At 37.3% G+C, this 23683-nt stretch carries 19 protein-coding genes; 14 read left to right on the top strand and 5 right to left on the bottom strand.

Annotated elements, in window-relative coordinates:
* Positions 1–10 precede the first annotated feature (10 nt).
* Entirely contained in the window at positions 11–1762 is a 1752-nt protein-coding gene (locus M1D66_RS00700) for a M4 family metallopeptidase (RefSeq protein ID WP_086385609.1), read from the bottom strand.
* A 168-nt stretch (positions 1763–1930) separates the two neighbouring features.
* Between M1D66_RS00700 and M1D66_RS00705 the strand changes: the two genes are divergently transcribed.
* Both M1D66_RS00705 and M1D66_RS00710 read left to right on the top strand, forming a co-directional pair.
* A complete protein-coding gene (locus tag M1D66_RS00705; RefSeq protein ID WP_000542908.1) occupies positions 1931–2788 on the top strand; it encodes a helix-turn-helix domain-containing protein in 858 nt (285 codons plus the stop codon).
* Between the two features lie 88 nt (positions 2789–2876).
* Positions 2877–3023, top strand: coding sequence for a quorum-sensing peptide PapR (locus M1D66_RS00710; protein ID WP_000734722.1), 147 nt, complete (start codon positions 2877–2879; stop codon positions 3021–3023).
* 19 nt (positions 3024–3042) lie between these two features.
* Here the strand turns inward: M1D66_RS00710 and M1D66_RS00715 are convergent, their stop codons facing one another.
* The 3 genes from M1D66_RS00715 to cls form a co-directional block, all read right to left on the bottom strand.
* Entirely contained in the window at positions 3043–5721 is a 2679-nt protein-coding gene (locus M1D66_RS00715; protein WP_242554918.1) for a DUF4084 domain-containing protein, read from the bottom strand.
* 123 nt (positions 5722–5844) lie between these two features.
* Positions 5845–6798: a UV DNA damage repair endonuclease UvsE gene (gene uvsE, locus M1D66_RS00720; RefSeq protein WP_242555036.1), complete on the bottom strand. Its 954-nt coding sequence runs from the start codon at positions 6796–6798 to the stop codon at positions 5845–5847.
* A gap of 32 nt (positions 6799–6830) precedes the next feature.
* Positions 6831–8024 (bottom strand): cardiolipin synthase, encoded by a 1194-nt coding sequence (gene cls / locus M1D66_RS00725; protein WP_000966423.1) that lies wholly within the window; start codon positions 8022–8024, stop codon positions 6831–6833.
* 447 nt (positions 8025–8471) lie between these two features.
* Between cls and M1D66_RS00730 the strand changes: the two genes are divergently transcribed.
* From M1D66_RS00730 to pyrG, 8 genes are all read left to right on the top strand, one after another.
* Positions 8472–10583 (top strand): (Fe-S)-binding protein, encoded by a 2112-nt coding sequence (locus M1D66_RS00730; protein ID WP_001086776.1) that lies wholly within the window; start codon positions 8472–8474, stop codon positions 10581–10583.
* 9 nt (positions 10584–10592) lie between these two features.
* Positions 10593–11876 carry an acetyl-CoA C-acetyltransferase gene (locus tag M1D66_RS00735; RefSeq protein ID WP_153595473.1) on the top strand — a complete coding sequence of 428 codons (1284 nt, stop codon included), beginning with the start codon at positions 10593–10595 and terminating at the stop codon, positions 11874–11876.
* A gap of 49 nt (positions 11877–11925) precedes the next feature.
* Entirely contained in the window at positions 11926–12777 is an 852-nt protein-coding gene (locus tag M1D66_RS00740) for a 3-hydroxybutyryl-CoA dehydrogenase (RefSeq protein WP_000538874.1), read from the top strand.
* A 73-nt stretch (positions 12778–12850) separates the two neighbouring features.
* Positions 12851–13981 carry an acyl-CoA dehydrogenase gene (locus M1D66_RS00745; RefSeq protein ID WP_001011188.1) on the top strand — a complete coding sequence of 377 codons (1131 nt, stop codon included), beginning with the start codon at positions 12851–12853 and terminating at the stop codon, positions 13979–13981.
* 21 nt (positions 13982–14002) lie between these two features.
* On the top strand, positions 14003–15142 hold the full coding sequence (acdA, locus tag M1D66_RS00750; RefSeq protein ID WP_000545544.1) for an acyl-CoA dehydrogenase AcdA: 1140 nt from the start codon (positions 14003–14005) through the stop codon (positions 15140–15142).
* 66 nt (positions 15143–15208) lie between these two features.
* Complete coding sequence (locus M1D66_RS00755; RefSeq protein WP_000238607.1) at positions 15209–15838, top strand: TetR/AcrR family transcriptional regulator; 630 nt, start codon at positions 15209–15211, stop codon at positions 15836–15838.
* Between the two features lie 154 nt (positions 15839–15992).
* Positions 15993–16526: a DNA-directed RNA polymerase subunit delta gene (gene rpoE / locus M1D66_RS00760; RefSeq protein ID WP_000346278.1), complete on the top strand. Its 534-nt coding sequence runs from the start codon at positions 15993–15995 to the stop codon at positions 16524–16526.
* A gap of 257 nt (positions 16527–16783) precedes the next feature.
* On the top strand, positions 16784–18391 hold the full coding sequence (gene pyrG, locus M1D66_RS00765; RefSeq protein ID WP_000170459.1) for a CTP synthase: 1608 nt from the start codon (positions 16784–16786) through the stop codon (positions 18389–18391).
* 31 nt (positions 18392–18422) lie between these two features.
* Here the strand turns inward: pyrG and M1D66_RS00770 are convergent, their stop codons facing one another.
* Complete coding sequence (locus M1D66_RS00770; RefSeq protein ID WP_242554919.1) at positions 18423–18947, bottom strand: DUF2529 domain-containing protein; 525 nt, start codon at positions 18945–18947, stop codon at positions 18423–18425.
* A 201-nt stretch (positions 18948–19148) separates the two neighbouring features.
* Here M1D66_RS00770 and spo0F point away from each other — a divergent pair, with 201 nt between their 5' ends.
* From spo0F to glpX, 4 genes are all read left to right on the top strand, one after another.
* Positions 19149–19517 (top strand): sporulation initiation phosphotransferase Spo0F, encoded by a 369-nt coding sequence (spo0F, locus tag M1D66_RS00775; protein WP_000398594.1) that lies wholly within the window; start codon positions 19149–19151, stop codon positions 19515–19517.
* 210 nt (positions 19518–19727) lie between these two features.
* Positions 19728–20585, top strand: a complete 858-nt coding sequence (locus M1D66_RS00780; protein ID WP_001131855.1) for a class II fructose-bisphosphate aldolase — start codon at positions 19728–19730, stop codon at positions 20583–20585.
* Positions 20586–20917: 332 nt separating this feature from the next.
* A complete protein-coding gene (gene murA, locus M1D66_RS00785; protein ID WP_000413254.1) occupies positions 20918–22207 on the top strand; it encodes a UDP-N-acetylglucosamine 1-carboxyvinyltransferase in 1290 nt (429 codons plus the stop codon).
* A 116-nt stretch (positions 22208–22323) separates the two neighbouring features.
* Complete coding sequence (gene glpX, locus M1D66_RS00790; RefSeq protein ID WP_000442340.1) at positions 22324–23289, top strand: class II fructose-bisphosphatase; 966 nt, start codon at positions 22324–22326, stop codon at positions 23287–23289.
* The last annotated feature ends 394 nt before the right edge of the window (positions 23290–23683 follow it).

Here is a 23683-nt window from a genome sequence, read left to right on the forward strand (position 1 = left end):
CTTTTTATAATTATTGTACTTCTATTACTTGATTTACTTTTTGTAACGGTTTGTAACCGTGTGCTTCAAATGCCTTTGCAAATTCATTTGATACGGCAGTGCCATATAAATCTTTTGCAGCTTGTACGATATGAGATTGAAGTGATTCAAAGTCTTCAGCGGAAGTTGCATAATTTTGCAATGCACGCATAACAACTTTACTTACTTTTTCATTTCCTTGTTTTTGAACAGCAATACCGTTATATGTTTTACCTTCAGCTAATTGATATAATACGTGACTGATAATACCAGAATTCACGTGTGATTCTTGATTATTACCATCGTTATAGAAATCTTGTAAATTTGTATATAGTTTATGACCGCCGTCACCAATTTCCCTTGGGATATCACGAATTGTTAGGCCACCTAATGTATCGCCCATAATCCAGTTTCCTTTATCTTTCTTTACGTAATATTCGATTTGTGTACCCCAGAAATCCGCTAATCCCTCGTTTAGTGCAGATGTTTCAGCGCTTGGATATCTCACGACTTTATTTTTCGTCGTGCCACTGAATACAGCATGTCCAAATTCATGAGCTGTTACATCAAGAGCGGATGTTAGTTTTCCGTCTAAACCATCACCAAATACCATTTGGTTCCAAGCGGGATGCCAAAATGCATTTACATAGTCTTCTTTTACACCATCACTAACTTCAGTAGAATCAAAACCGTGTACACTAGCAACAACTTTTGAATCTTTATTGTCGTAACTTTTTAGATTATGTTCTTTCTTAAAGTAATCGTAAATATCACTCATGTTCTTCATAGCGCCCGCGGCTTCTTTATCTGCAAAATTAGGAGTACTACTTGAAATTAGTGTCCCTGGATAACCAGCTTGACTATATCCTCCAAGGGAATCGGCGTAGTTTGCATTATAAATATAAATACCATTTCCGCGTGATAAATCCGCTAAATAAAATTTTCCATCATTTCCTTTGGCAATATTGAAAGAGATGTTTTCTTGAAGTGCATTTTTCCCAGTTCCTTGCTCACTTGCAGGGGATAATCTAGGTGATGTTACTTGATTTATAGTCTTATTCTCTTTGTTTTTAATGAATTTTTCTTGAAAAAGTACTTCGCCAGTTTTTAAATCAACGATAGCATTGCCGTTTATAATTTGTTCATTGTTTTCATAAGTAAATGTAATAACAGTTGCAAATGTATAATAGCCATCTTTTTTCTTATAAACAACGGTTTCGCTAGAGAATTCAGTCTCAACTGCATCGCTTGGAATTTGAACTATATCGCGTAATTTAGATTTTACTTCATTTTTCGACAAAAAATTTGTTATAGTAAGATTAGGTTGTTGATTTAAATTTTGAACAACTTTACCACTAACAGTTGTGATCACTCCATTTTTATCTACTTTTACAATGAGATCTTGGCCATATACTTTATAGTTTTTATATGTTTGTGCAAGGCGAACTTCGGTTTGATTTTCTTTGGTTTCTTTATTGGTAGGTTGGAAATCTACATTTTTTTCAGTAGTGACTTGTTCTTGTTGAGCTTTCGCCCCATTTACCTCACCTTTTAAATACTTTTTAGCAATATTTTCTTTCGTATCATTTTGAGGTTGTGTTAATTTCCCGATTGTTAAACCAGGCTGAGCAATTTCAACTTTGACTGCACTTTTGTCTAATTCTTGAGCATGAATAGCTTCTGTTGATAAAGGGCAAAGAAGACCGAATGTAACGAAAGCACTAGCAAGTTTTCTATAATTCATCTATAACACTCCTAATCTATTATTGTATGTGAGATGAATTGTATGAAAAATTTGCCGAATTTTATATATATTATGCATTATTTCATATCAAAAATTGTCGAATTCACATTATTGTAGTGGTATGACAACTTAACAAATTAGATTGTTATAATGGGATGGTGAGTAAGTATGCACGCAGAGAAATTAGGAAGTGAAATTAAGAAAATTAGAGTGTTGAGAGGATTAACACAAAAACAGTTATCCGAGAACATATGTCATCAATCGGAAGTGAGCAGAATTGAATCGGGTGCGGTATACCCAAGTATGGATATATTGCAAGGTATTGCAGCAAAGTTACAAGTTCCCATTATTCATTTTTATGAGGTACTCATTTATTCCGATATTGAGAGGAAAAAGCAGTTAAAAGATCAAATTATTATGCTTTGTAAGCAAAAGAAATATAAAGAAATTTATAATAAAGTATGGAATGAGTTGAAAAAGGAAGAATATCATCCTGAGTTTCAGCAATTTCTTCAATGGCAATATCATGTAGCAGCGTATGTATTGAAGAAAAGTGATTATGAATATTGTATTTTAGAATTGAAAAAATTGTTAAATCAACAATTAACTGGGATTGATGTGTACCAAAATCTTTATATAGAGAATGCAATTGCAAATATTTATGCTGAAAATGGTTACTTTAAGAAGGGCATGGAGTTATTTGAAGGTATATTAAAGCAATTAGAGGCATTACCTGAAAATAAAGAGTTTGATGTGAAGGTAAGACATAATTATGCGAAAACATTATACTTAGATAATCAATATGAAGAGGCTCTTTATCAAATAAATAAAGCTATTGAAATATCGTGTCGAATTAATAGTATGGCATTGATTGGGCAGCTATACTATCAAAAAGGTGAATGTTTAGAAAAGCTAGGCTACGATGAGGTAGAGAGTGAAGAAGCTTATGAAAAAGCTTATTTCTTTTTTGATATACTAGAAATGCATACGTATAAAGAAAAGTTTATGAAAAAAATGACGAAATAAAATAACGCAAAAACTAAATATGCATAATTGCATAATGTATGGATAAATTTTCATGATATATTAAAAGAAAAAATGTGGGTGATGGAATATGAAGAAACTACTTATCGGTAGTCTATTAACGTTAGCAATGGCATGGGGTATTTCATTAGCGGATACAGCTTTAGAGAAAAGCCAAGTAATTTCTCATGATGATCAAGAGGTACAATTAGCTTCAGATATGCCTTTTGAGTTTTAAAAAAAAACAACCGTCTTACTTAGACGGTTGTTTTTTTATGGAGTAACATCCAAACGTCTTTACTAGAAACAGGTTTGCTAATAAAGAATCCTTGAATGTGATCACAATTTTGTTTATGTAAAAATTCCCATTCTTCTTCCGTTTCTACACCTTCTGCAATCACTTTTAAATTTAGTTGTTTTGATAGTGTAATAATGGAAGAGACAATTGCTTCTTCTAAAGGGCTAGTTGTAATTCCACAAATAAACTCTCGAGCGATTTTTAATGTGTTGATTGGATATTTTGTTAAATAAGCTAAAGAACTATAACCAGTTCCAAAGTCGTCGATTGAAATTTGAATACCGAGATTTTGAAGTTGTTCGAGTTTTGCAACTACAGATTGATTTTGATTAATTGCGATGCTTTCCGTAATTTCAATATCTAGTGCTTCTGGTTTCAGTTCTGTTTCTTCCAATACCTTTGAAATAGTTGGGATTAAATCTGCATGGTTAAATTGAACAACAGATAGATTTACACCAACTTTTAAGTGAGAGAAACCTTGATTATGCCATCTTTTTGCCTCTAAACAAGCAGTACGTAAAATCCAATTGCCAAGTTCAATAATAAAACCAGTTTCCTCTGCTAGAGGGATAAATTGGGCAGGAGATACGATACCGAGTTTTGGATGCTTCCAACGTATTAATGCTTCAAAACCGATAATTTGTTTTGTTTTTGTGCTTACTTGTGGCTGGTATTCAAGGAAAAATTCATTTTGTTGTAATGCTTTTGAAAGTTCACCTTCTAAGAATTGAATTTCATTTTGAGCGATACTCATTTCTTTTGAGAAGAAAACAAATCTGTTTTTTCCATTTGCTTTCGCACGATACATAGCCATATCAGCATTTTTCATTAACTCATTTACATCAGTTCCATAATCAGGGTACATCGCAATTCCGATACTTGGTGTAATAGAGAGTTCTTCGCCTTGAATGAAGAATGGTTTGTTTAAAATAGTTAAAATCTGTTCAGCTATAAAAATTGCACTTTTTTCTGAGTACATTTCTGGTAATAGAATTGTAAACTCATCTCCACCTTGGCGAGCGACGATATCTTTTGAACGCAAGCAACCGCGTAATCTTTTTGCTACTTCAATTAATAATAAATCTCCAACGTCATGGCCAAGTCTATCGTTAATTTTTTTAAATCGATCTAAATCAAGGAATATGACGGCGACATCATTTGCGTTAGTTTGGGCTGTATTTAAAATGGCTTTTAAATCTTTTTCGAACTTTCGACGATTTGGTAATCCAGTAAGTGCATCGTGAAAGGCTAAATGTTCTACTTGTTTTTGTTTTTCATATAAGGTGGTAATATCACGTGCTATCCCAAACATTCCGACCACTTCTTTGTTTATAAAAGTAGGGATAAGTGTAATATGGAGATAATAATAATAGCCTTCTTGTTCTTTTGTACGAACTTCTAACGTTTGTGGCCTACCTTCCTTTGTAATTTGTAAAGCCTTCTTTAGTAGTTCGTGGTCTTTTGAATCAATGAAGTGTACCAGAGAATAGCTTGCCACTTCGCAATAATAGGCAGTAAATAAGCTTTCGCACGCCTTATTAGATTGTTGAAAAATGCCATTCATATTTAAAGAGAAAACAGCATCGGGATGGTCCTCGAATAAAGATTTATAACGTTGTTCACTTTTTGATAATGCAAATGCACCTTCTTCAACTTCGTCCTCTAGTTGTGTAGTCAACTGTTCATATGTATGAATTAGTGCTTGATTATCTTTCCACATGTAAAGTTGCCGCAAGAATAACAAAATAAGTGATAATACGAGACCGATTAACATGAATTTATCATCCCAAGGTTGAATGATAATAAAAGAAAAAGTAATAATTATACTAAAATAAGGTAGTATAAAACGTACATAATCGAATCGATAATATTTTGTTTTCGTTTCATGCTGCATTGGTTTATCTAAAATATATAGTATGGAAGAAAGTCCAATTAATAAAATAGAAGCAGTGTGTATTAAATAATTAATTTCAGCAGAAGTTTTCATCCCAAAATTCAATTGAAACAGATGAATATAACCGTATACGAGTATAATAGTGAAACCGATAATTAATGCAATTCTACTAGAAGAATATTGTTCTCTTCTATATAGGCTAATAACGGCGTAAATTACTAATGATTGTGCAATGAAATACCCAATTAAAATCCAAGTATCCTTTGTTAACATGCGGAAGCTTGAAAGGTCTAAGATAAAAGTTAAGGTGAAATAAATGTTCATAATAATAATAAAGATGCTATCGAATGAAAATTGAGAAAGCCTCTTAATAGAATAATTTTTTATAAACTTTATAGCAAATCCAACAAAGAGCAAAATATATTGTATGATAAAAAAAGGTAATGCTTTATATGAAAATATAGATTGATCATGTATAGAAAGTGAACTAAGAAATAGGGTTATCTCCATAACTAATCCACATAGGCAAGTACATAGTAATAAAATCCAAAATAGTTTATCACTGCGTTTCATTCTCTTAATAGCTTTATATAAACAGTGACAAGAAAAAAGTGCAGCGAAACAGAATAAGAAAAGAATTCCAATTTCCTTTATATGCGACTCATTTGGAATAAAGAGTATCCAAAGAGCAAATATAGATATGTATATTATGACAAATTGTACATATTTTTTTTGATTAATCATATTATGACTCCGTTTCAATAAAGTTGAATCTCGAGGGAATGCTAATTTAAATAATAGCATATAAAATAGGATGTTTTTTACTATAAAAATTACTTTTTTGAAAAAATGGTGCAAAGTTACAATTCACCACTGTAACATTGCACCACTTATTCTTTTAATTCCTCTTATAGCAGAAAGTTCATCTATTAATTGGAATAATGCTAAGTCTTTTTGTTTACTTTCAATCATAATATCGAAATTATGATTGTGTTTTTTTGCAATGTGTAAGAAAGGCTTAATAAACTCTAAATCGATATATTCAGCATGAGCCCTAAATTCTTTTTCCGATCTCGGGGAGGAAATGTGAACTTTAGGAGAGATATTTGTATGTGACCAAGTTTCAAAAATTGCAGGAAGCAACTCTTCTAGTGGTTCCTCGCAAAGATTGGCCATATGATGATGATAATCAAATACAAATGGAATATTTTCTTTTTGGCAAATTGATAAAGTTTCAGCGGTTGTATAGGTTTTGTCATCATTTTCAAGAGTCATTTGTTTTTTTATATGTGTAGGAAGTTTTTTTATGTTTTCATGGAAGCGCTCAATTGCCTTTTCTTTATTTCCATAGGCTCCACCTACATGAATATTAATGTAAGAAGAATCTGCAATGCCTATAGCATCCAATATTTTATAATGATAAGTCATATCCGTAATAGCGTTAGTAGTAATATGTGGCTTGTCGCTTGTAAATAGCGTAAATTGATTTGGATGAAAACTTATTCGTAAATTGTGTTCTTTAATTAAAGCCCCTATTTTACCCCAAAGTGGTGTGAACACCCCAATATAGTCAAACTCGACTTCGGGATGTGTTGCAAGTGGGACGATGGAAGACGATAGGCGATATAGTGGGATTTCATGCGCTATATTGTAATGAAGGATACGTATTGTGTGCTCTAAATTTTGCCTTATAACATGGTACAGTTTGTCTTCTCGCTCTTGCTTGCTGAGTTTCTTAAAGCTTGTAAACGTCATTGTTTTGGCAGGAGAACAGTCCCAGAGTGCCATTGCATGTGAGACATATCCAAACCGTATAAGCATATGAGATACACCTCTTTTATTCATTGTCTTTCCTATAAAAAGAAAGCAAACATTGTTCCAATCCATTCCTTTCCTCTATCGATAAGAGAAGGCGGGTTTACATCGCTATAGGAAAGTACAGATGCATTCTCTAGATCTTCATGGAATTTCTTTTTGACTGTTTGAATGAAATGCTTATTATATAACAGGCAGTTTATTTCATGGTTAATATATAAACTTCTCATATCAAAGTTTGCTGTTCCGATATCGCAAATATCATCGTCTACTATAATAATTTTGGCGTGAAAAAAACCTTGTTGAAATGCATAAATATTGCAACCAGCCTGTATTAATTTTCGGCAGTACGGAAATTTGGCTTCTCGAACAAGAGGGTGATCAGCTTTTTCTGGAACAAGAATTGTGATTTGAACCCCTCTTTCTCTTGCTTTTAATAAGGCATTCATAATTTTTTTTCCAGGAATGAAATATGGTGTACCGATACAGATTTCTTTTTTTGCCGCGTTAATTAAATGTAAAAAAGTATGCTGTAAATAAGCCCCATCAGTCGGAATAAATTGATGCAGGATGGTACCTGGGTTTTGTTTTGGAAAATAAAGAGAAGCATCTAATAAATTTTGTTTCGTATCATCAAACCAGTCATGCAAAAATTGCTTTTGTAAATCTTGAACCCCTTCTCCTGTAAGACGTAAATGGTAGTCTCGCCATAATCCTAAATATTCATTATGCCCTAGATACTCTTCACCGATATTAAATCCCCCGATATAGCCGGTTTTCCCATCAATCACTGTAATTTTCCTATGATTTCGTTGATTGGCAGAAAAGAAAGGCAGAGGAAATTTTACCTTATGACAAAATGAAAAAGATACACCATGTTTTTGCAGGGAGCGAATAGCTTCGTTTGATAAAGAATGGCTGCCAAATCGATCAAGTAAAAGTCGTACTTCAATTCCTTCCTGAGCCTTATCAATCAGCAATTTTAAAAATTCACGACTGATTTTATCGTTTTTTACAATGAAGAATAAAATATGAATGTGATGCTGTGCTTGTTTTATATCAGTAAATAAAGCGTCATACAAATCTTTCCCGTATGTATAAAGGTGAAAATCACTTTGACGTAAAGGGAAAGTGCGAGAGCTTACTCGTTTTAAATGAAGAAGTCTCCCGTATGAAAGGTCAATTGTAATCCAAAGAGCAACGGATATTAACAAAAGAGATAAGTAGAGCATTAGTGAATTCCCTCCTTCGCATTCTTTTCACCTTCAGTGTGTTACAAATGATACGGGTAGCACGGCTGTTATTATAAATTTCTTTAGAGGATGGATCTTGTACTGGTTAAAGTGTCACTTTATCCCGCTTTAACGGGCAGTAAGCTTCCTATTTCAAAAATTGATGAATAAGCAGAAGCTAGTTTGGAAATCAACTGCCCGTAAAAGCCCGATTGGTTCAACTAATAATCAGCGGGGGATGAACCCCCCCTGCTGATTAAAGTTTCACTTTATAGTTTCACCGAAATAAACAGCTTTATGAAAAAATGTGTTGTTCTATAACAAAAAACTGTTGACTGAATGCTCACTCATTATATAATGGGGATAGGGGATATAATTCAGAAAATTATATATTTTTGAAGATTCAAAAAAAGAAAGAAGGCTTACAAAGAGAGGGGTAGCATAAAAATGAATAGCTTACTGATCATTAATTGGCTGGCTGCCATTGCTGTTATTGCTTATGCAGGATATTTGTTTGTATATCTTATACGGACGAGAATGGCCTACATACAATTAGGAAAAAAAATTGAATTTGACCGTCGTTTTAAAGAGCGTTGGGATCTCCTTAAGGTCAATGTTTTCGGTCAGAAAAAGCTGCTGAAAGATAAGAAAAGCGGCATCATTCACGTTATGTTCTTTTACGGATTTATTCTTGTCCAATTTGGAGCAATTGACTTCGTTTGGAAAGGACTCGCACCAGGATCACATCTTCCACTTGGACCACTATACCCTGCATTTACATTCTTCCAGGAAATTGTCACACTTGTTATTTTAATTGCAGTATTTTGGGCTTTTCATAGACGTTATGTAGAAAAGCTTGTTCGTTTAAAACGTAACTTCAAATCAGGTCTTGTTCTTATCTTTATCGGTGGCTTAATGATTTCTGTGCTACTTGGTAACGGTATGGGACTTATATGGCATGGCGAGGAGCTTTCATGGAGTGAACCAATTGCTTCTGCAATCGCTTACGTTTTTAGCGGGATAAATGAAACCGTAGCCATTTCAGTGTTCTATTTTTCTTGGTGGGTGCATTTACTAATTTTGTTAACGTTTTTAGTGTATGTTCCACAATCAAAACATGCGCATTTAATTGCAGGACCAGCTAATGTATTCTTCGGTCGTCTTTCAAACCCAGGGAAGCTTGAAAAGATTGATTTTGAAGATGAAACGCAAGAAACATTTGGTGTTGGTAAAATTGAAGACTTTAGACAAAATCAACTTATTGACTTATACGCTTGTGTAGAGTGTGGCCGTTGTACAAATATGTGTCCGGCAACAGGAACAGGAAAAATGTTATCGCCGATGGACTTAATTTTAAAACTTCGCGATCATTTAACTGATAAAGGAGCTGCGGTAACATCAAAAGCACCGTGGGTTCCAGTAGTTGCCTTCAATAATACACAAGGAAATCAGTTAGCGATGATGGCAGCTGGAAAAGGACAACAAGAATCAGCGTCTACAACGCTCGCTTACGATCCGAGTTTAATCGGAGATGTTATTACAGAAGAAGAGATTTGGGCATGTACAACGTGTCGTAACTGTGAAGATCAATGCCCAGTTATGAATGAGCATGTTGACAAAATTATTGATTTACGTCGATATCTCGTTTTGACTGAAGGGAAAATGGACGCGGAAGCACAACGCGCGATGACAAATATCGAGCGTCAAGGAAATCCGTGGGGGCTGAACCGTAAAGAGCGTGAAACATGGCGCCAAGGTGATGATGAAGTAACAGTTCCAACTGTAAAAGAAAAATCAAAAGCTGGGGAGGAATTCGAGTATTTATTCTGGGTTGGTTCAATGGGATCATACGACAATCGTAGTCAGAAGATTGCGATATCGTTTGCGAAGTTAATGAACGAAGCAGGCATTTCATTCGCAATTCTCGGTAATAAAGAAAAGAATTCTGGAGATACACCACGCCGCCTCGGAAATGAATTTGTATTCCAAGAGATGGCGACAAAGAATATCGAAGAATTTGAAAAGGCAGGAGTGAAGAAAATCGTTACGATTGATCCTCATGCTTATAACACATTTAAAAATGAGTATCCGGACTTTGGCTTGCAAGCAGAAGTCTATCATCATACAGAATTGTTAGCTCAGTGGGTGAAAGAAGGGCGCTTAAAGCCTGTTCACGCTATTGAAGAAACAGTTACGTACCATGATTCCTGTTATTTAGGAAGATACAACGAAGTGTACGAAGCGCCACGTGACATTTTGAAAGCGATTCCTGGAGTGAATCTTGTAGAAATGGCACGTAACCGTGAAACTGGAATGTGCTGTGGCGCAGGTGGTGGCTTAATGTGGATGGAAGAAACAACAGGTTCTCGTATTAACGTTGCTCGTACAGAACAAGCATTAGCTGTACAACCATCTATTATCGGTACAGGTTGTCCATATTGCTTAACGATGATCAGTGATGGAACGAAAGCAAAAGAGGTAGAAGAGAAAGTTCAAACTCTTGATGTGACAGAGATTTTAGAACGATCTGTTATCGGACAGAAAAAAGAAGCGATGTAGTTTGTAAGAATGTATACAACTTTAGAAAGAGGTGCAATGATTGCACCTCTTCTCAACGTAGGGATACCGAGCGAGCGCTCAGTGTTAAAAAATGAAATGGGGGAAAGAAAAATGAGTAAAACAGTTATTTTAAGTGCTGCAAGAACACCAGTTGGAAAATTTGGAGGATCTTTAAAGGATGTAAAAGCGACGGAACTTGGAGGAATTGCAATTAAAGCAGCGCTTGAAAGAGCAAATGTTGCGGCTAGTGATGTTGAAGAAGTTATATTTGGAACGGTTATTCAAGGTGGGCAGGGACAAATTCCATCGCGCCAAGCTGCGAGGGCTGCTGGAATCCCTTGGGAAGTGCAGACGGAAACAGTGAATAAAGTTTGTGCATCAGGGCTTCGTGCGGTTACGTTAGCGGATCAGATTATTCGTACTGGCGATCAATCACTGATTGTAGCTGGCGGTATGGAGTCGATGAGTAACAGTCCTTACATTTTACGTGGAGCAAGATGGGGATACAGAATGGGCAACAACGAAGTTATTGATTTAAACGTTGCTGACGGTTTAACATGCGCATTTTCAGGTACACACATGGGCGTTTATGGCGGAGAAGTTGCAAAGGAAGATGGAATTTCTCGCGAAGCGCAAGATGAATGGGCATATCGTAGCCATCAGCGTGCGGTTTCAGCGCATAAAGAAGGGCGTTTTGAAGAGGAAATCGTGCCAGTAACGATTCCGCAAAGAAAAGGCGATCCTATTGTCGTTGCAAAGGATGAGGCGCCACGTGAAGATACAACGATTGAAAAGTTAGCAAAGTTAAAACCTGTATTTGATAAGACAGCGACGGTGACAGCTGGTAATGCACCAGGACTAAACGATGGTGGTGCCGCACTTGTATTAATGAGCGAAGACAGAGCGAAGCAAGAAGGAAGAAAGCCATTAGCGACAATTTTGGCGCATACAGCAATTGCAGTGGAATCTAAAGATTTCCCAAGAACTCCAGGTTATGCAATTAACGCATTGCTTGAAAAAACAGGAAAGACAATTGAAGACATTGATTTATTCGAGATTAATGAAGCCTTTGCAGCGGTAGCAATTGCAAGTACAGAAATCGCAGGAATTGATCCGGAAAAATTGAATGTAAATGGCGGCGCGGTAGCGATGGGACATCCAATTGGAGCAAGCGGAGCGCGCATTATCGTTACACTAATCCATGCACTTAAGCAGCACGGCGGCGGAATTGGAATTGCTTCGATTTGTAGCGGTGGCGGTCAAGGGGATGCAGTGATGATTGAAGTTCACTAATTAAAGTTCGAGGGTATAAAATTTATTAACAATTAAGGGGGAAGAAAAAATGGGTGTACAAAACATTGTTGTAATTGGTGCAGGGCAAATGGGATCAGGAATTGCACAAGTATGTGCAATGGCAGGATATGACGTGAAGGTACAAGATTTAAAGCAAGAGCAATTAGATAGAGGATTGGCTATCATTACGAAAAACTTAGCACGCCAAGTAGAAAAAGGACGTATGAAGGAAGAAGAGAAGGAAGCCACATTAAATCGTCTTACAGTAACGCTTGATTTAGATTGTGTGAAAGAAGCGGATCTTATTATTGAAGCAGCTGTTGAGAAAATGGATATTAAAAAGAAAATCTTTGCGAATCTAGATGAAATTGCTCCAGAACACGCAATTTTAGCGACGAATACGTCATCTCTGCCAATTACAGAAATTGCAGCGGTAACGAAGCGTCCGGAAAAAGTAATCGGTATGCACTTTATGAATCCAGTTCCAGTTATGAAGCTTGTTGAAATTATTCGTGGTTTGGCTACCGATGATGCGGTATATGAAGCAATTGAAGATATTACGAAAAAAATTGGGAAAGTACCAGTTGAAGTGAATGATTTCCCAGGTTTTGTATCAAATCGCATTTTGCTACCGATGATTAACGAAGCAATTTATACGTTATATGAAGGTGTAGCGACGAAAGAAGCAATTGATGAAGTCATGAAGCTTGGTATGAACCATCCGATGGGGCCTTTGACACTTGCCGATTTTATCGGTTTAGATACGTGTTTATACATTATGGAAGTGTTGCATGAAGGATTAGGAGATAGTAAATATCGCCCATGTCCGTTATTACGTAAGTATGTGAATGCAGGATGGTTAGGGCGTAAAACAGGTCGTGGATTCTACGTTTACGAATAAATGCCCCCTTTGTTACAACATAGTGGTCTTACCAAATTATTTAAAGGATATATAGCAAATGGAGGCGGAATATATGAACTTTCGTTTTAATGAAGAGCAGCAAATGATGAGGAAAATGGTTCGGGATTTTGCACAGAAGGAAATAGCTCCCTTTGTTCCTAGTATGGAACAAGGGGTGTTCCCGAAAGAGATTTTGCAAAAGATGGGTGAGCTTGGATTAATGGGTATTCCAGCGCCTACAAAATACGGTGGGGCAGAAATGGACTTTATATCTTACATTCTAGCAATTGAGGAAATCTCAAAGGTAAGTGCAACAGTTGGTGTAATTTTAGCTGTACATACGTCAGTTGGAATGAATCCGATTTTATATTTCGGAACAGAAGAACAGAAGAAAAAATATGTTTCTAAACTTGCAACCGGGGAATATTTAGGTGCATTTGCTTTAACAGAGCCAAATGCAGGATCAGATGCAGGGAGTTTGAAATCAAGAGCTGTGAAAAAAGGTGATCATTATATTATTAATGGATCGAAAGTGTTTATTACAAATGGTGGTGAAGCAAGTACATACATTGTATTCGCTTCTACAAATCCAGAGGCAGGAAAAAGTGGTATTTCTGCATTTATAGTAGAGAAAGATACACCTGGTTTAATCATCGGAAAAGATGAACATAAGATGGGACTTCTCGGTTCTCGTACAGTACAACTTACTTTTGAAGATATGAAAGTGCCAGCTGAGAATTTACTTGGGGAAGAAGGACAAGGATTTAAGGTGGCGATGGCGAATTTAGATGTTGGGCGAATTGGAATCGGTGCGCAGGCGTTAGGAATTGCTGAAGCGGCGCTTGGCTGTGCAATTGATTATGCAAAAGAAAGAGAGCAATTCGGGAAGCCAATTGCGGCGCAGCAAGGGATTGGCTTCAAGCTTGCAGATATGGCAACAAGTGTCGAAGCAGCAAGGTTACTCGTATATAGAGCGGCATCTCTTAGGGCACAGGGATTACCATGCGGTAAAGAAGCATCTATTGCGAAATTATTTGCTTCTAAGACAGCGGTTGAAGTCGCGATTGAGGCGGTGCAAGTGTTTGGTGGTTACGGTTATACGAAAGACTATCCAGTAGAACGATTTTTCCGTGATGCGAAAATCACGCAAATATATGAAGGAACAAGTGAAATACAGAAACTTGTTATTAGCCGTGCTTTATAAAAGGGCGAGGGGGAGACGGAGATGCATTTTAAACTATCAGAAGAACATGAAATGATAAGAAAAATGGTTCGAGATTTTGCTAAAAATGAAGTGGCACCAACAGCAGCTGAGCGTGATGAGGAAGAGCGATTTGATCGAGAATTATTTGATCAAATGGCAGAGCTTGGTTTAACCGGTATTCCGTGGCCTGAAGAGTACGGTGGAATTGGAAGCGATTACTTAGCGTACGTAATCGCTATTGAAGAATTATCCCGCGTTTGTGCTTCAACAGGCGTAACGCTGTCCGCGCATACTTCACTTGCGGGATGGCCAATTTTTAAATTTGGGACGGAAGAGCAAAAGCAAAAGTTTTTACGACCGATGGCTGAAGGAAAGAAAATTGGTGCATACGGCTTAACTGAGCCAGGATCTGGATCGGATGCTGGTGGAATGAAGACAATCGCAAAGAGAGATGGAGACCATTATATTTTAAATGGATCAAAAATTTTCATTACAAATGGCGGTATTGCTGATATTTATGTTGTTTTTGCGCTAACTGATCCTGAATCAAAGCAGCGCGGTACGAGTGCATTTATTGTAGAAAGTGATACACCGGGATTTTCAGTTGGGAAGAAGGAGAGCAAGCTAGGGATTCGCTCTTCACCAACGACTGAAATTATGTTTGAAGATTGCCGTATTCCTGTAGAGAATCTACTTGGAGAAGAGGGGCAAGGGTTTAAAGTTGCGATGCAAACATTAGATGGAGGTCGTAACGGTATTGCGGCGCAAGCTGTTGGTATTGCACAAGGGGCTTTAGATGCTTCTGTAGAATATGCAAGGGAGCGCCATCAATTTGGAAAACCAATTGCGGCGCAGCAAGGGATTGGCTTTAAACTTGCGGATATGGCAACAGATGTAGAAGCGGCACGCCTTTTAACATATCAAGCGGCTTGGCTTGAATCAGAAGGGCTTCCGTATGGAAAAGAGTCAGCGATGTCAAAAGTATTTGCAGGAGATACAGCGATGAGGGTGACGACTGAAGCGGTGCAAGTATTTGGTGGTTACGGTTATACGAAAGATTATCCAGTAGAGCGTTATATGCGAGATGCAAAAATTACACAAATATATGAAGGAACACAAGAGATTCAGAGGCTTGTAATTTCTCGTATGTTAACGAAGTAGGAACGAAAGCGTAGGTATTTTCCTACGCTTTTTCCTTCCAAAAAATAATAGAGAGAGGTGAAGGGAATGGTTAAACATAATGTACATGCATCGGTGAAAGATGAAAAATTAGTTGCGTTAAGACGTGAGCAAATGATTAAAGGTGCGGTGCAACTGTTTAAACAAAAAGGATTTCCGCGTACAACAACGAGAGAAATTGCAAAAGCGGCTGGATTTAGTATAGGGACACTTTATGAGTACATTCGTACAAAAGATGATGTTTTGTATTTAGTTTGTGATAGTATTTATGAACATGTAAAAGAAAGATTAGAGGAAGTAGTTTGTACAGAAAAAGGGAGTGTAGAAAGTTTAAAGGTAGCAATAACGAATTACTTTAAAGTGATGGACGAATTACAGGAAGAAGTATTGATAATGTATCAAGAGGTACGCTTTTTACCGAAAGAATCACTTCCGTATGTATTAGAAAAGGAGTTTCAAATGGTAGGAATGTTCGAGAATATTTTAGAACAGTGTACGGAAAATGGAACATTTACATTAAATAAAAAAGAAATACAGCTTCTTGCCCATAATATTTTTATACAAGGACAGATGTGGGGATTTAGACGCTGGGCGCTGCAAAAACTGTATACGCTCGAAGAATATACAGAAATGCAAATTAGGTATGTATTGCAAGGGGCCCATATGCTTCCGAAATAAGGAACAGACAAATTATAATTTTACTACCCTATAAAAGTTTCCCGTTTTTTTTGTAGCATATTTGTGCGACTTTTGTTTATAATGAATAGTATGGATTTTTTTAAGCAGGCCGTTATATATAAGGTTATATTTGATGAAAGGAAGTGCCGCATAAGTGGATTTTAAGCAATATTCACCAGAAGAGCTAAAAGAATGTTCAATGATTGAAGTTGTACATAGCGTTTTAGGGGATAAAAAACAAGCAACGACATTCAACGAGTTGGTTCAAGAAATCGCTCAAGTGCTGGGACTATCTCAAGAGCAAGTTAATGCGAAAATCGCACAATTTTATACAGACTTAAACATCGATGGACGTTTCATTAATTTAGGAGAAAATCGTTGGGGGCTACGCAGCTGGTACCCGTACGAGCAAATTGATGAAGAAATCTTGCCTCAACCAAAACCGAAGAAGAAACGTAAAGTTGAAGAAGACGGTTTTGACGACTACATTGAAGAAGATGAAGATGACTTCGACGATGCAGACGTAAATGAAGACGAAGATGATGATGTAGAAGATTTGGACAAGGTTCTTGAAGAAGAAGACGGAGATGACGACGATCTTGATGATTTAGACGAAGATGACGACGACTTCGCTGAAGAAGAACTTGAGTATGACGAAACTGAAGAAGAAGAAGAGGAAGAACTGTAGTTCTTGACTTTTCATTATCGTCCATGTAGAATCATTTTTGGGCTCTTTAAAAAAGGACGATAATACTTTTAAAGTGTAAATATAAAAGAAAATTGCTCCCTACTTATTACTTTTTGTGATGAGGGGAGCAATTTTCTTTTTTGTTTTTTGTTTAGAAAATAAAAAGAGTCTAACAATAAGATGGATACAGTGTTATCTACATACGTTGCGCTTTGCAACGGTGATTATATAACAGCAAAATAGAAGGGAGCTTTTTCATGACTAAGTATATTTTTGTAACAGGCGGTGTAGTATCGTCTTTAGGAAAAGGTATTACAGCAGCATCTCTTGGAAGACTTTTAAAAAATCGTGGTTTAAACGTAACGATTCAAAAGTTTGATCCATACATTAACGTAGACCCAGGGACTATGAGCCCATATCAACACGGTGAGGTATTCGTAACAGATGATGGCGCAGAAACTGACTTAGACCTTGGTCACTATGAGCGTTTTATCGACATTAACTTAAACAAATACAGCAACGTAACAACAGGTAAAATTTACTCTTCAGTTCTTCAAAAAGAGCGTCGCGGTGAATATTTAGGAGGAACAGTTCAAGTTATTCCTCACATTACTAACGAAATTAAAGAACGCGTATATCGTTCTGGTCGTGAAACAAATGCGGATGTTGTTATTACAGAAATCGGTGGAACTGTTGGTGACATCGAGTCTCTACCATTCTTAGAAGCAATCCGTCAAATTAAGAGCGACATCGGTCGTGACAATGTAATGTACATTCACTGTACGTTAATCCCGTACTTAAAAGCAGCGGGTGAAATGAAGACAAAACCAACACAACATAGTGTTAAAGAACTTCGTAGCTTAGGTATTCAACCAAACATTATCGTTGTTCGTACAGAAATGCCTGTTTCTCAAGATATGAAAGACAAGCTTGCATTATTCTGTGACATTGATACAAAAGCAGTTATCGAAGCTCGCGATGCAGATACTTTATATGCGGTTCCATTATCTCTTCAAGAACAAAACATGGACCAAATCGTTTGTGACCACTTAAAATTAGACAATCCAGCTGCAGATATGACAGAGTGGACTGCTCTAGTTAACAAAGTGCGTAATCTTTCTAAGAAAACAAAAATCGCTCTTGTTGGTAAATATGTAGAACTTCAAGATGCTTATATTTCTGTTGTAGAAGCACTTCGTCATGCTGGTTACTCATTCGACACAGATGTAGAAGTAAAATGGGTAAATGCTGAGCACGTAACAGCAGAAAACGTAAAAGAATTAGTTGGCGATACAGACGGTATTCTTGTACCAGGTGGCTTCGGCGATCGTGGTGTAGAAGGTAAAATCGTTGCGATTCAATATGCTCGTGAAAACAAAGTTCCATTCTTAGGAATTTGCTTAGGTATGCAACTTGCATCAATCGAATTCGCACGTAATGTATTAGGTTTAGAAGGTGCTAACTCTTCTGAAATCAACCCTGACACACCATATGCAATCATCGACTTATTACCAGAACAAAAAGATGTAGAGGACCTAGGTGGTACACTTCGTCTTGGTCTATACCCATGTAAGCTTGCTGAAGAAACAAATGCTTACAATGCTTATAATGAGCCGGTTGTATATGAGCGTCATCGTCATCGTTATGAGTTCAACAATCAGTTCCGTCCGGATATGGAAAAAGAAGGATTTGTATTCTCTGGTACAAGCCCAGACGGCCGTCTAGTTGAAATCATTGAAATAAAAGACCACCCTTGGTTCGTGGCAGCACAGTTCCACCCAGAACTTGTTTCTCGTCCAAACCGTCCACAACCATTGTTCCATGACTTCGTAAGAGCTTCTATTACGAATAAAGAGAGCAAGTAATAAAAAAAGCGCCTGAAATAAGGCGCTTTTTTTAATATTCATTTAACATTTCGTCGATTGTAAATTTAATCCCGTGATAAGCAAATAAAGCTACTATTAAACTTGGGAATCCGTAGCGATTACCTTCATCGTCTGGAATAAGACCTTTTAACAGTTTTGTATCAATATGTACGTCTGTATATCGTTCCAGTGATTCTGTACCTTCTTGAAGAGCAGAAATGCCCACAATAGAGTGTCCCTCTTCTTGTAGTTTTTTTGCAATTTTTACAACCGCTTCATCTGTTGAAAAACGGCTAATAAGAAGTACACGATCCGCAGAGGTTACTTCTGCTTCTTTACCATTTTCAAATAAGCGTTTTACTTGCTTCATTGGTTCAGCACCGAATAGTGCCTCGGCAACAACGCCCTCCATTTCATTTATACCATGTAAATAAATGAAACCATCGCCAACTAGTGCTTGAGCAAGTAAACGAGCGCTATCTTCTATATTCATTTCTTCTTTTTGAGAAACTCTGGAGAAATAACCACTTAATTGAGTTGAAAAAATTTTTAACATAATGTTACTCCCTTCGTACGTGTTTGCCGGCTTTCATTATAATTTATTTTTTTAGAAAGGTGAAATCGTAGGGTAGCATAACAAAATAGGAAACGGTAAAATAAGAAAGAATAGGAAGGAATTTGCCAAAGAATAGCGAAAATAAATCGTTAAGATATAAGAAGCTTTAAATCTTGTACTTACACAGAAAGGTTGGGAATTATGGAAGGTAAAATTTTAATCGTTGATGATCAATATGGGATTCGTGTGTTATTACATGAAGTGTTCCAAAAAGAAGGTTATCAGACATTCCAAGCAGCGAATGGATTTCAAGCTTTAGATATCGTGAAAAAAGATAATCCAGATTTAGTAGTGTTAGATATGAAAATTCCAGGCATGGATGGTATAGAGATTTTAAAGCATGTAAAAGAAATTGATGAGAGTATTAAAGTAATTTTAATGACTGCTTATGGAGAGCTTGATATGATCCAAGAAGCAAAAGATTTAGGAGCTTTAATGCATTTTGCTAAACCATTTGATATTGATGAAATTCGTCAAGCTGTGAGAAATGAGCTCGCTGTAGAGGCGTAAAAATGAATTTTTTATAAAAAATATGGAAAAAAGCGTTTACATGGACTATTGTGCAGGTGAATACGGTTGAGTTTTTGAGTACAAGTTGTTATCCTATTGAGTGTAGAAAAAAGTCCGGTATGTAGATATACATATTTTACCTTATTCTGGTCATACTACCAGCGATAAGAACTTATCGGATACAAAAAACGTTTTTTAGGAGGATTCACCATGCCTTTAGTTTCTATGAAAGAAATGCTAAACAAAGCACTAGAAGGAAAATACGCAGTTGGTCAATTCAACATGAACAACTTAGAGTGGACTCAAGCTATCTTAGCTGCTGCGGAAGAAGAAAAATCTCCTGTAATCCTAGGTGTATCTGAGGGTGCAGCTCGTCATATGACTGGTTTCAAAACAGTTGTAGCTATGGTTAAAGCTTTAATCGAAGAAATGAACATCACTGTTCCTGTAGCGATTCACCTTGACCATGGTTCAAGCTTCGAAAAATGTAAAGAAGCAATTGATGCAGGTTTCACATCTGTAATGATCGACGCTTCTCACCACCCATTCGAAGAAAACGTTGAAACTACTAAACAAGTAGTAGAATACGCACACGCTCGTAACGTATCTGTTGAAGCTGAGCTTGGAACAGTTGGCGGACAAGAAGACGACGTAATCGCTGAAGGCGTAATTTACGCTGACCCAGCAGAGTGTAAGCACCTTGTTGAAGCAACAGGTATCGATTGCCTAGCTCCAGCTTTAGGTTCTGTACACGGTCCTTACAAAGGTGAGCCTAACTTAGGATTCGCTGAAATGGAACAAGTTCGTGACTTCACTGGCGTACCTTTAGTATTACATGGTGGTACTGGTATCCCAACTGCTGATATCGAAAAAGCTATCTCTTTAGGTACTTCAAAAATCAACGTAAACACTGAGAACCAAATCGAGTTTACAAAAGCTGTTCGTGAAGTATTAAACAAAGACCAAGAAGTTTACGATCCTCGTAAATTTATCGGACCTGGCCGCGACGCTATCAAAGCAACTGTTATTGGTAAAATTCGCGAATTCGGTTCTAACGGTAAAGCGTAAGAATAAAATTCCGTTTTGGAAACCGTCTAGTCTTTTAGACGGTTTCCTTTCGTTGTATAATGAAAGCGTGAACAAGTCTAAAGATTTTATCATTTTTGGTTTTTAAATAGAAAATAATGTGCATAGTCCTATTAATAAATGTGATAACGTATCTAAATTGATAAAGTGAATTCGATGAATAGTTGATCTTTATCTATTCGTGCTACAGGAGAAATGAAGATAATGGTTTCCTATTTATTGAGTTTTGGGATGGAAAGAGTAATTGAGATTCTTAAGGGGAGCTTTCTATAAAAAGATAGAAAGTAAATACATTCACAAGAAGGGAGCTCAATATGGAAAAATTGCTAATTGAAGGCGGAAGAGCTTTAAATGGAACAATTCGAGTAAGTGGTGCAAAGAACAGTGCCGTTGCATTAATTCCAGCGACAATTTTAGCAGATACTCCAGTAACTATTGGTGGTGTCCCTAATATTTCGGACGTGAAAATGTTAGGAGACTTACTAGAGGAAATTGGAGGGAAAGTAACTTATGGACAGGAGGAAGAGATGGTAGTCGATCCTTCTAACATGGTTGCAATGCCTTTGCCAAATGGAAAAGTGAAAAAATTGCGCGCTTCTTATTATTTAATGGGTGCAATGCTTGGCCGTTTTAAAAAAGCTGTTATTGGGCTTCCGGGTGGATGTCATTTAGGACCGAGGCCGATTGATCAGCATATTAAAGGGTTTGAAGCGCTAGGTGCACATGTTACGAATGAACAAGGTGCCATCTATTTAAGAGCAGATGAGCTACGCGGGGCACGTATTTATTTAGATGTTGTTAGTGTAGGAGCTACGATTAATATTATGCTAGCAGCTGTACGAGCGAAAGGTAGAACTGTTATTGAAAATGCAGCGAAAGAGCCTGAGATCATTGATGTAGCTACATTGTTAACAAGCATGGGAGCACGTATTAAAGGTGCTGGTACTGATGTAATCCGAATAGATGGTGTTGACTCTTTACATGGTTGTCACCATACTATCATTCCAGATCGTATTGAAGCTGGTACGTATATGATTCTAGGAGCTGCATCAGGAGGAGAAGTAACGGTTGATAACGTTATTCCTCAGCATTTAGAATCAGTTACTGCAAAGCTAAGAGAAGCTGGTGTTCAAGTTGAAACGAACGATGATCAAATTACGGTGAACGGTAATAGAAAGTTAAAAGTAGTTGATATCAAAACGCTTGTATATCCAGGTTTTCCAACGGATTTACAACAGCCGTTTACGACGCTTTTAACAAAGGCACACGGGACGGGAGTTGTAACAGATACAATTTACGGTGCCCGTTTCAAACACATTGATGAATTACGTCGTATGAATGCTCAAATTAAAGTAGAGGGTCGTTCGGCAATTGTAACTGGTCCTGTGTTACTGCAAGGTGCAAAAGTGAAGGCGAGTGATTTACGAGCAGGAGCGGCACTTGTTATTGCAGGGTTAATGGCAGATGGAATTACAGAAGTAACAGGACTTGAGCATATTGATCGAGGTTATGAGAATATAGTGGACAAGCTTAAAGGGCTTGGTGCAAACATTTGGCGAGAACAAATGACAAAGCAAGAAATTGAAGAAATGAAGAACGCATAAGTGATACTTCCGCAAGGGGGAAGCGAAGCATCACTACTTGCGGAAGTACACTTTATAGAAAAACACGGTTCACAAAATACGGCAGAAATATAAAGGCTTAAAGGAGAGGGATTATCGTGGAAAGAAGTTTATCTATGGAGTTAGTACGTGTAACAGAGGCTGCAGCTTTATCATCAGCGCGTTGGATGGGGCGCGGGAAAAAGGATGAGGCAGACGGTGCAGCAACATCAGCTATGCGTGATGTATTTGATACAATTCCGATGAAAGGTACAGTTGTAATTGGTGAAGGTGAGATGGATGAAGCACCAATGCTATATATCGGAGAGAAATTAGGTACAGGATATGGACCACGTGTAGACGTTGCGGTTGATCCTTTAGAAGGGACAAACATCGTAGCAGCTGGTGGCTGGAATGCTCTTGCTGTCATTGCAATTGCAGACCACGGTAATTTGTTACATGCCCCTGACATGTACATGGATAAAATCGCGGTTGGCCCAGAAGCAGTTGGGGCGGTCGACATTGATGCGCCTATTATTGATAACTTACGTGCAGTTGCGAAAGCGAAAAATAAAGATATTGAAGATGTTGTAGCGACAGTTTTAAATCGTCCACGTCATCAAGAAATTATCGAAGAAATTCGTAAAGCTGGTGCGCGCATTAAATTGATTAATGATGGAGATGTAGCTGGAGCGATTAATACAGCGTTTGATCGTACAGGTGTAGATATTTTATTTGGATCTGGTGGAGCACCTGAAGGTGTATTAGCAGCAGTTGCTTTAAAATGTTTAGGTGGAGAAATTCACGGAAAACTATTGCCACAAAACGAAGCTGAATTAGCACGTTGTAAAAAAATGGGTATAGAAGACATTAATCGTATCCTTCGCATGGAGGACTTAGTAAAAGGTGACGATGCAATCTTTGCAGCAACAGGCGTAACAGATGGAGAACTATTACGCGGTGTTCAATTTAAAGGTAGCGTAGGAACAACGCAATCCCTTGTTATGCGCGCAAAATCAGGCACAGTTCGCTTCGTAGATGGTCGTCATAGCTTAAATAAAAAACCGAACTTGGTTATTAAATAAAAAGCGTAAGCAGCTCGTTCAGAATGGGAGGGGGATGGAGCTTCTGACGTAGAGGCGCTTTTTGCCTCGTAGGAAGAAGTGAAGCCATCGACCATTCTAGCTGCTGAAGCTGGATTAAGTAAAAAGCGGAGGTGGCTTGCTCAGAAGGGGTGAAATGACTGACCCTTCTAGCCACCGACCATTCTAGCTGCTGAAGCTAGATTAAATAAAAAGCGTAAGCAGCTCCTTCAGAAAGGTTAAAATGGTCGATCTTTCTAACTATCGGAGCTGGAACTAAATTAAATACGAAGCGAAGACAAATTTTCTTGTCTTCGCTTCTTGTATTTGTGTTCCAACGTATTGATTAAAACTAGATAAAAGGGTTACAATAGTGAATATTACCCTACTTGAACTT

Source organism: Bacillus sp. PK6-16, assembly GCF_056530295.1.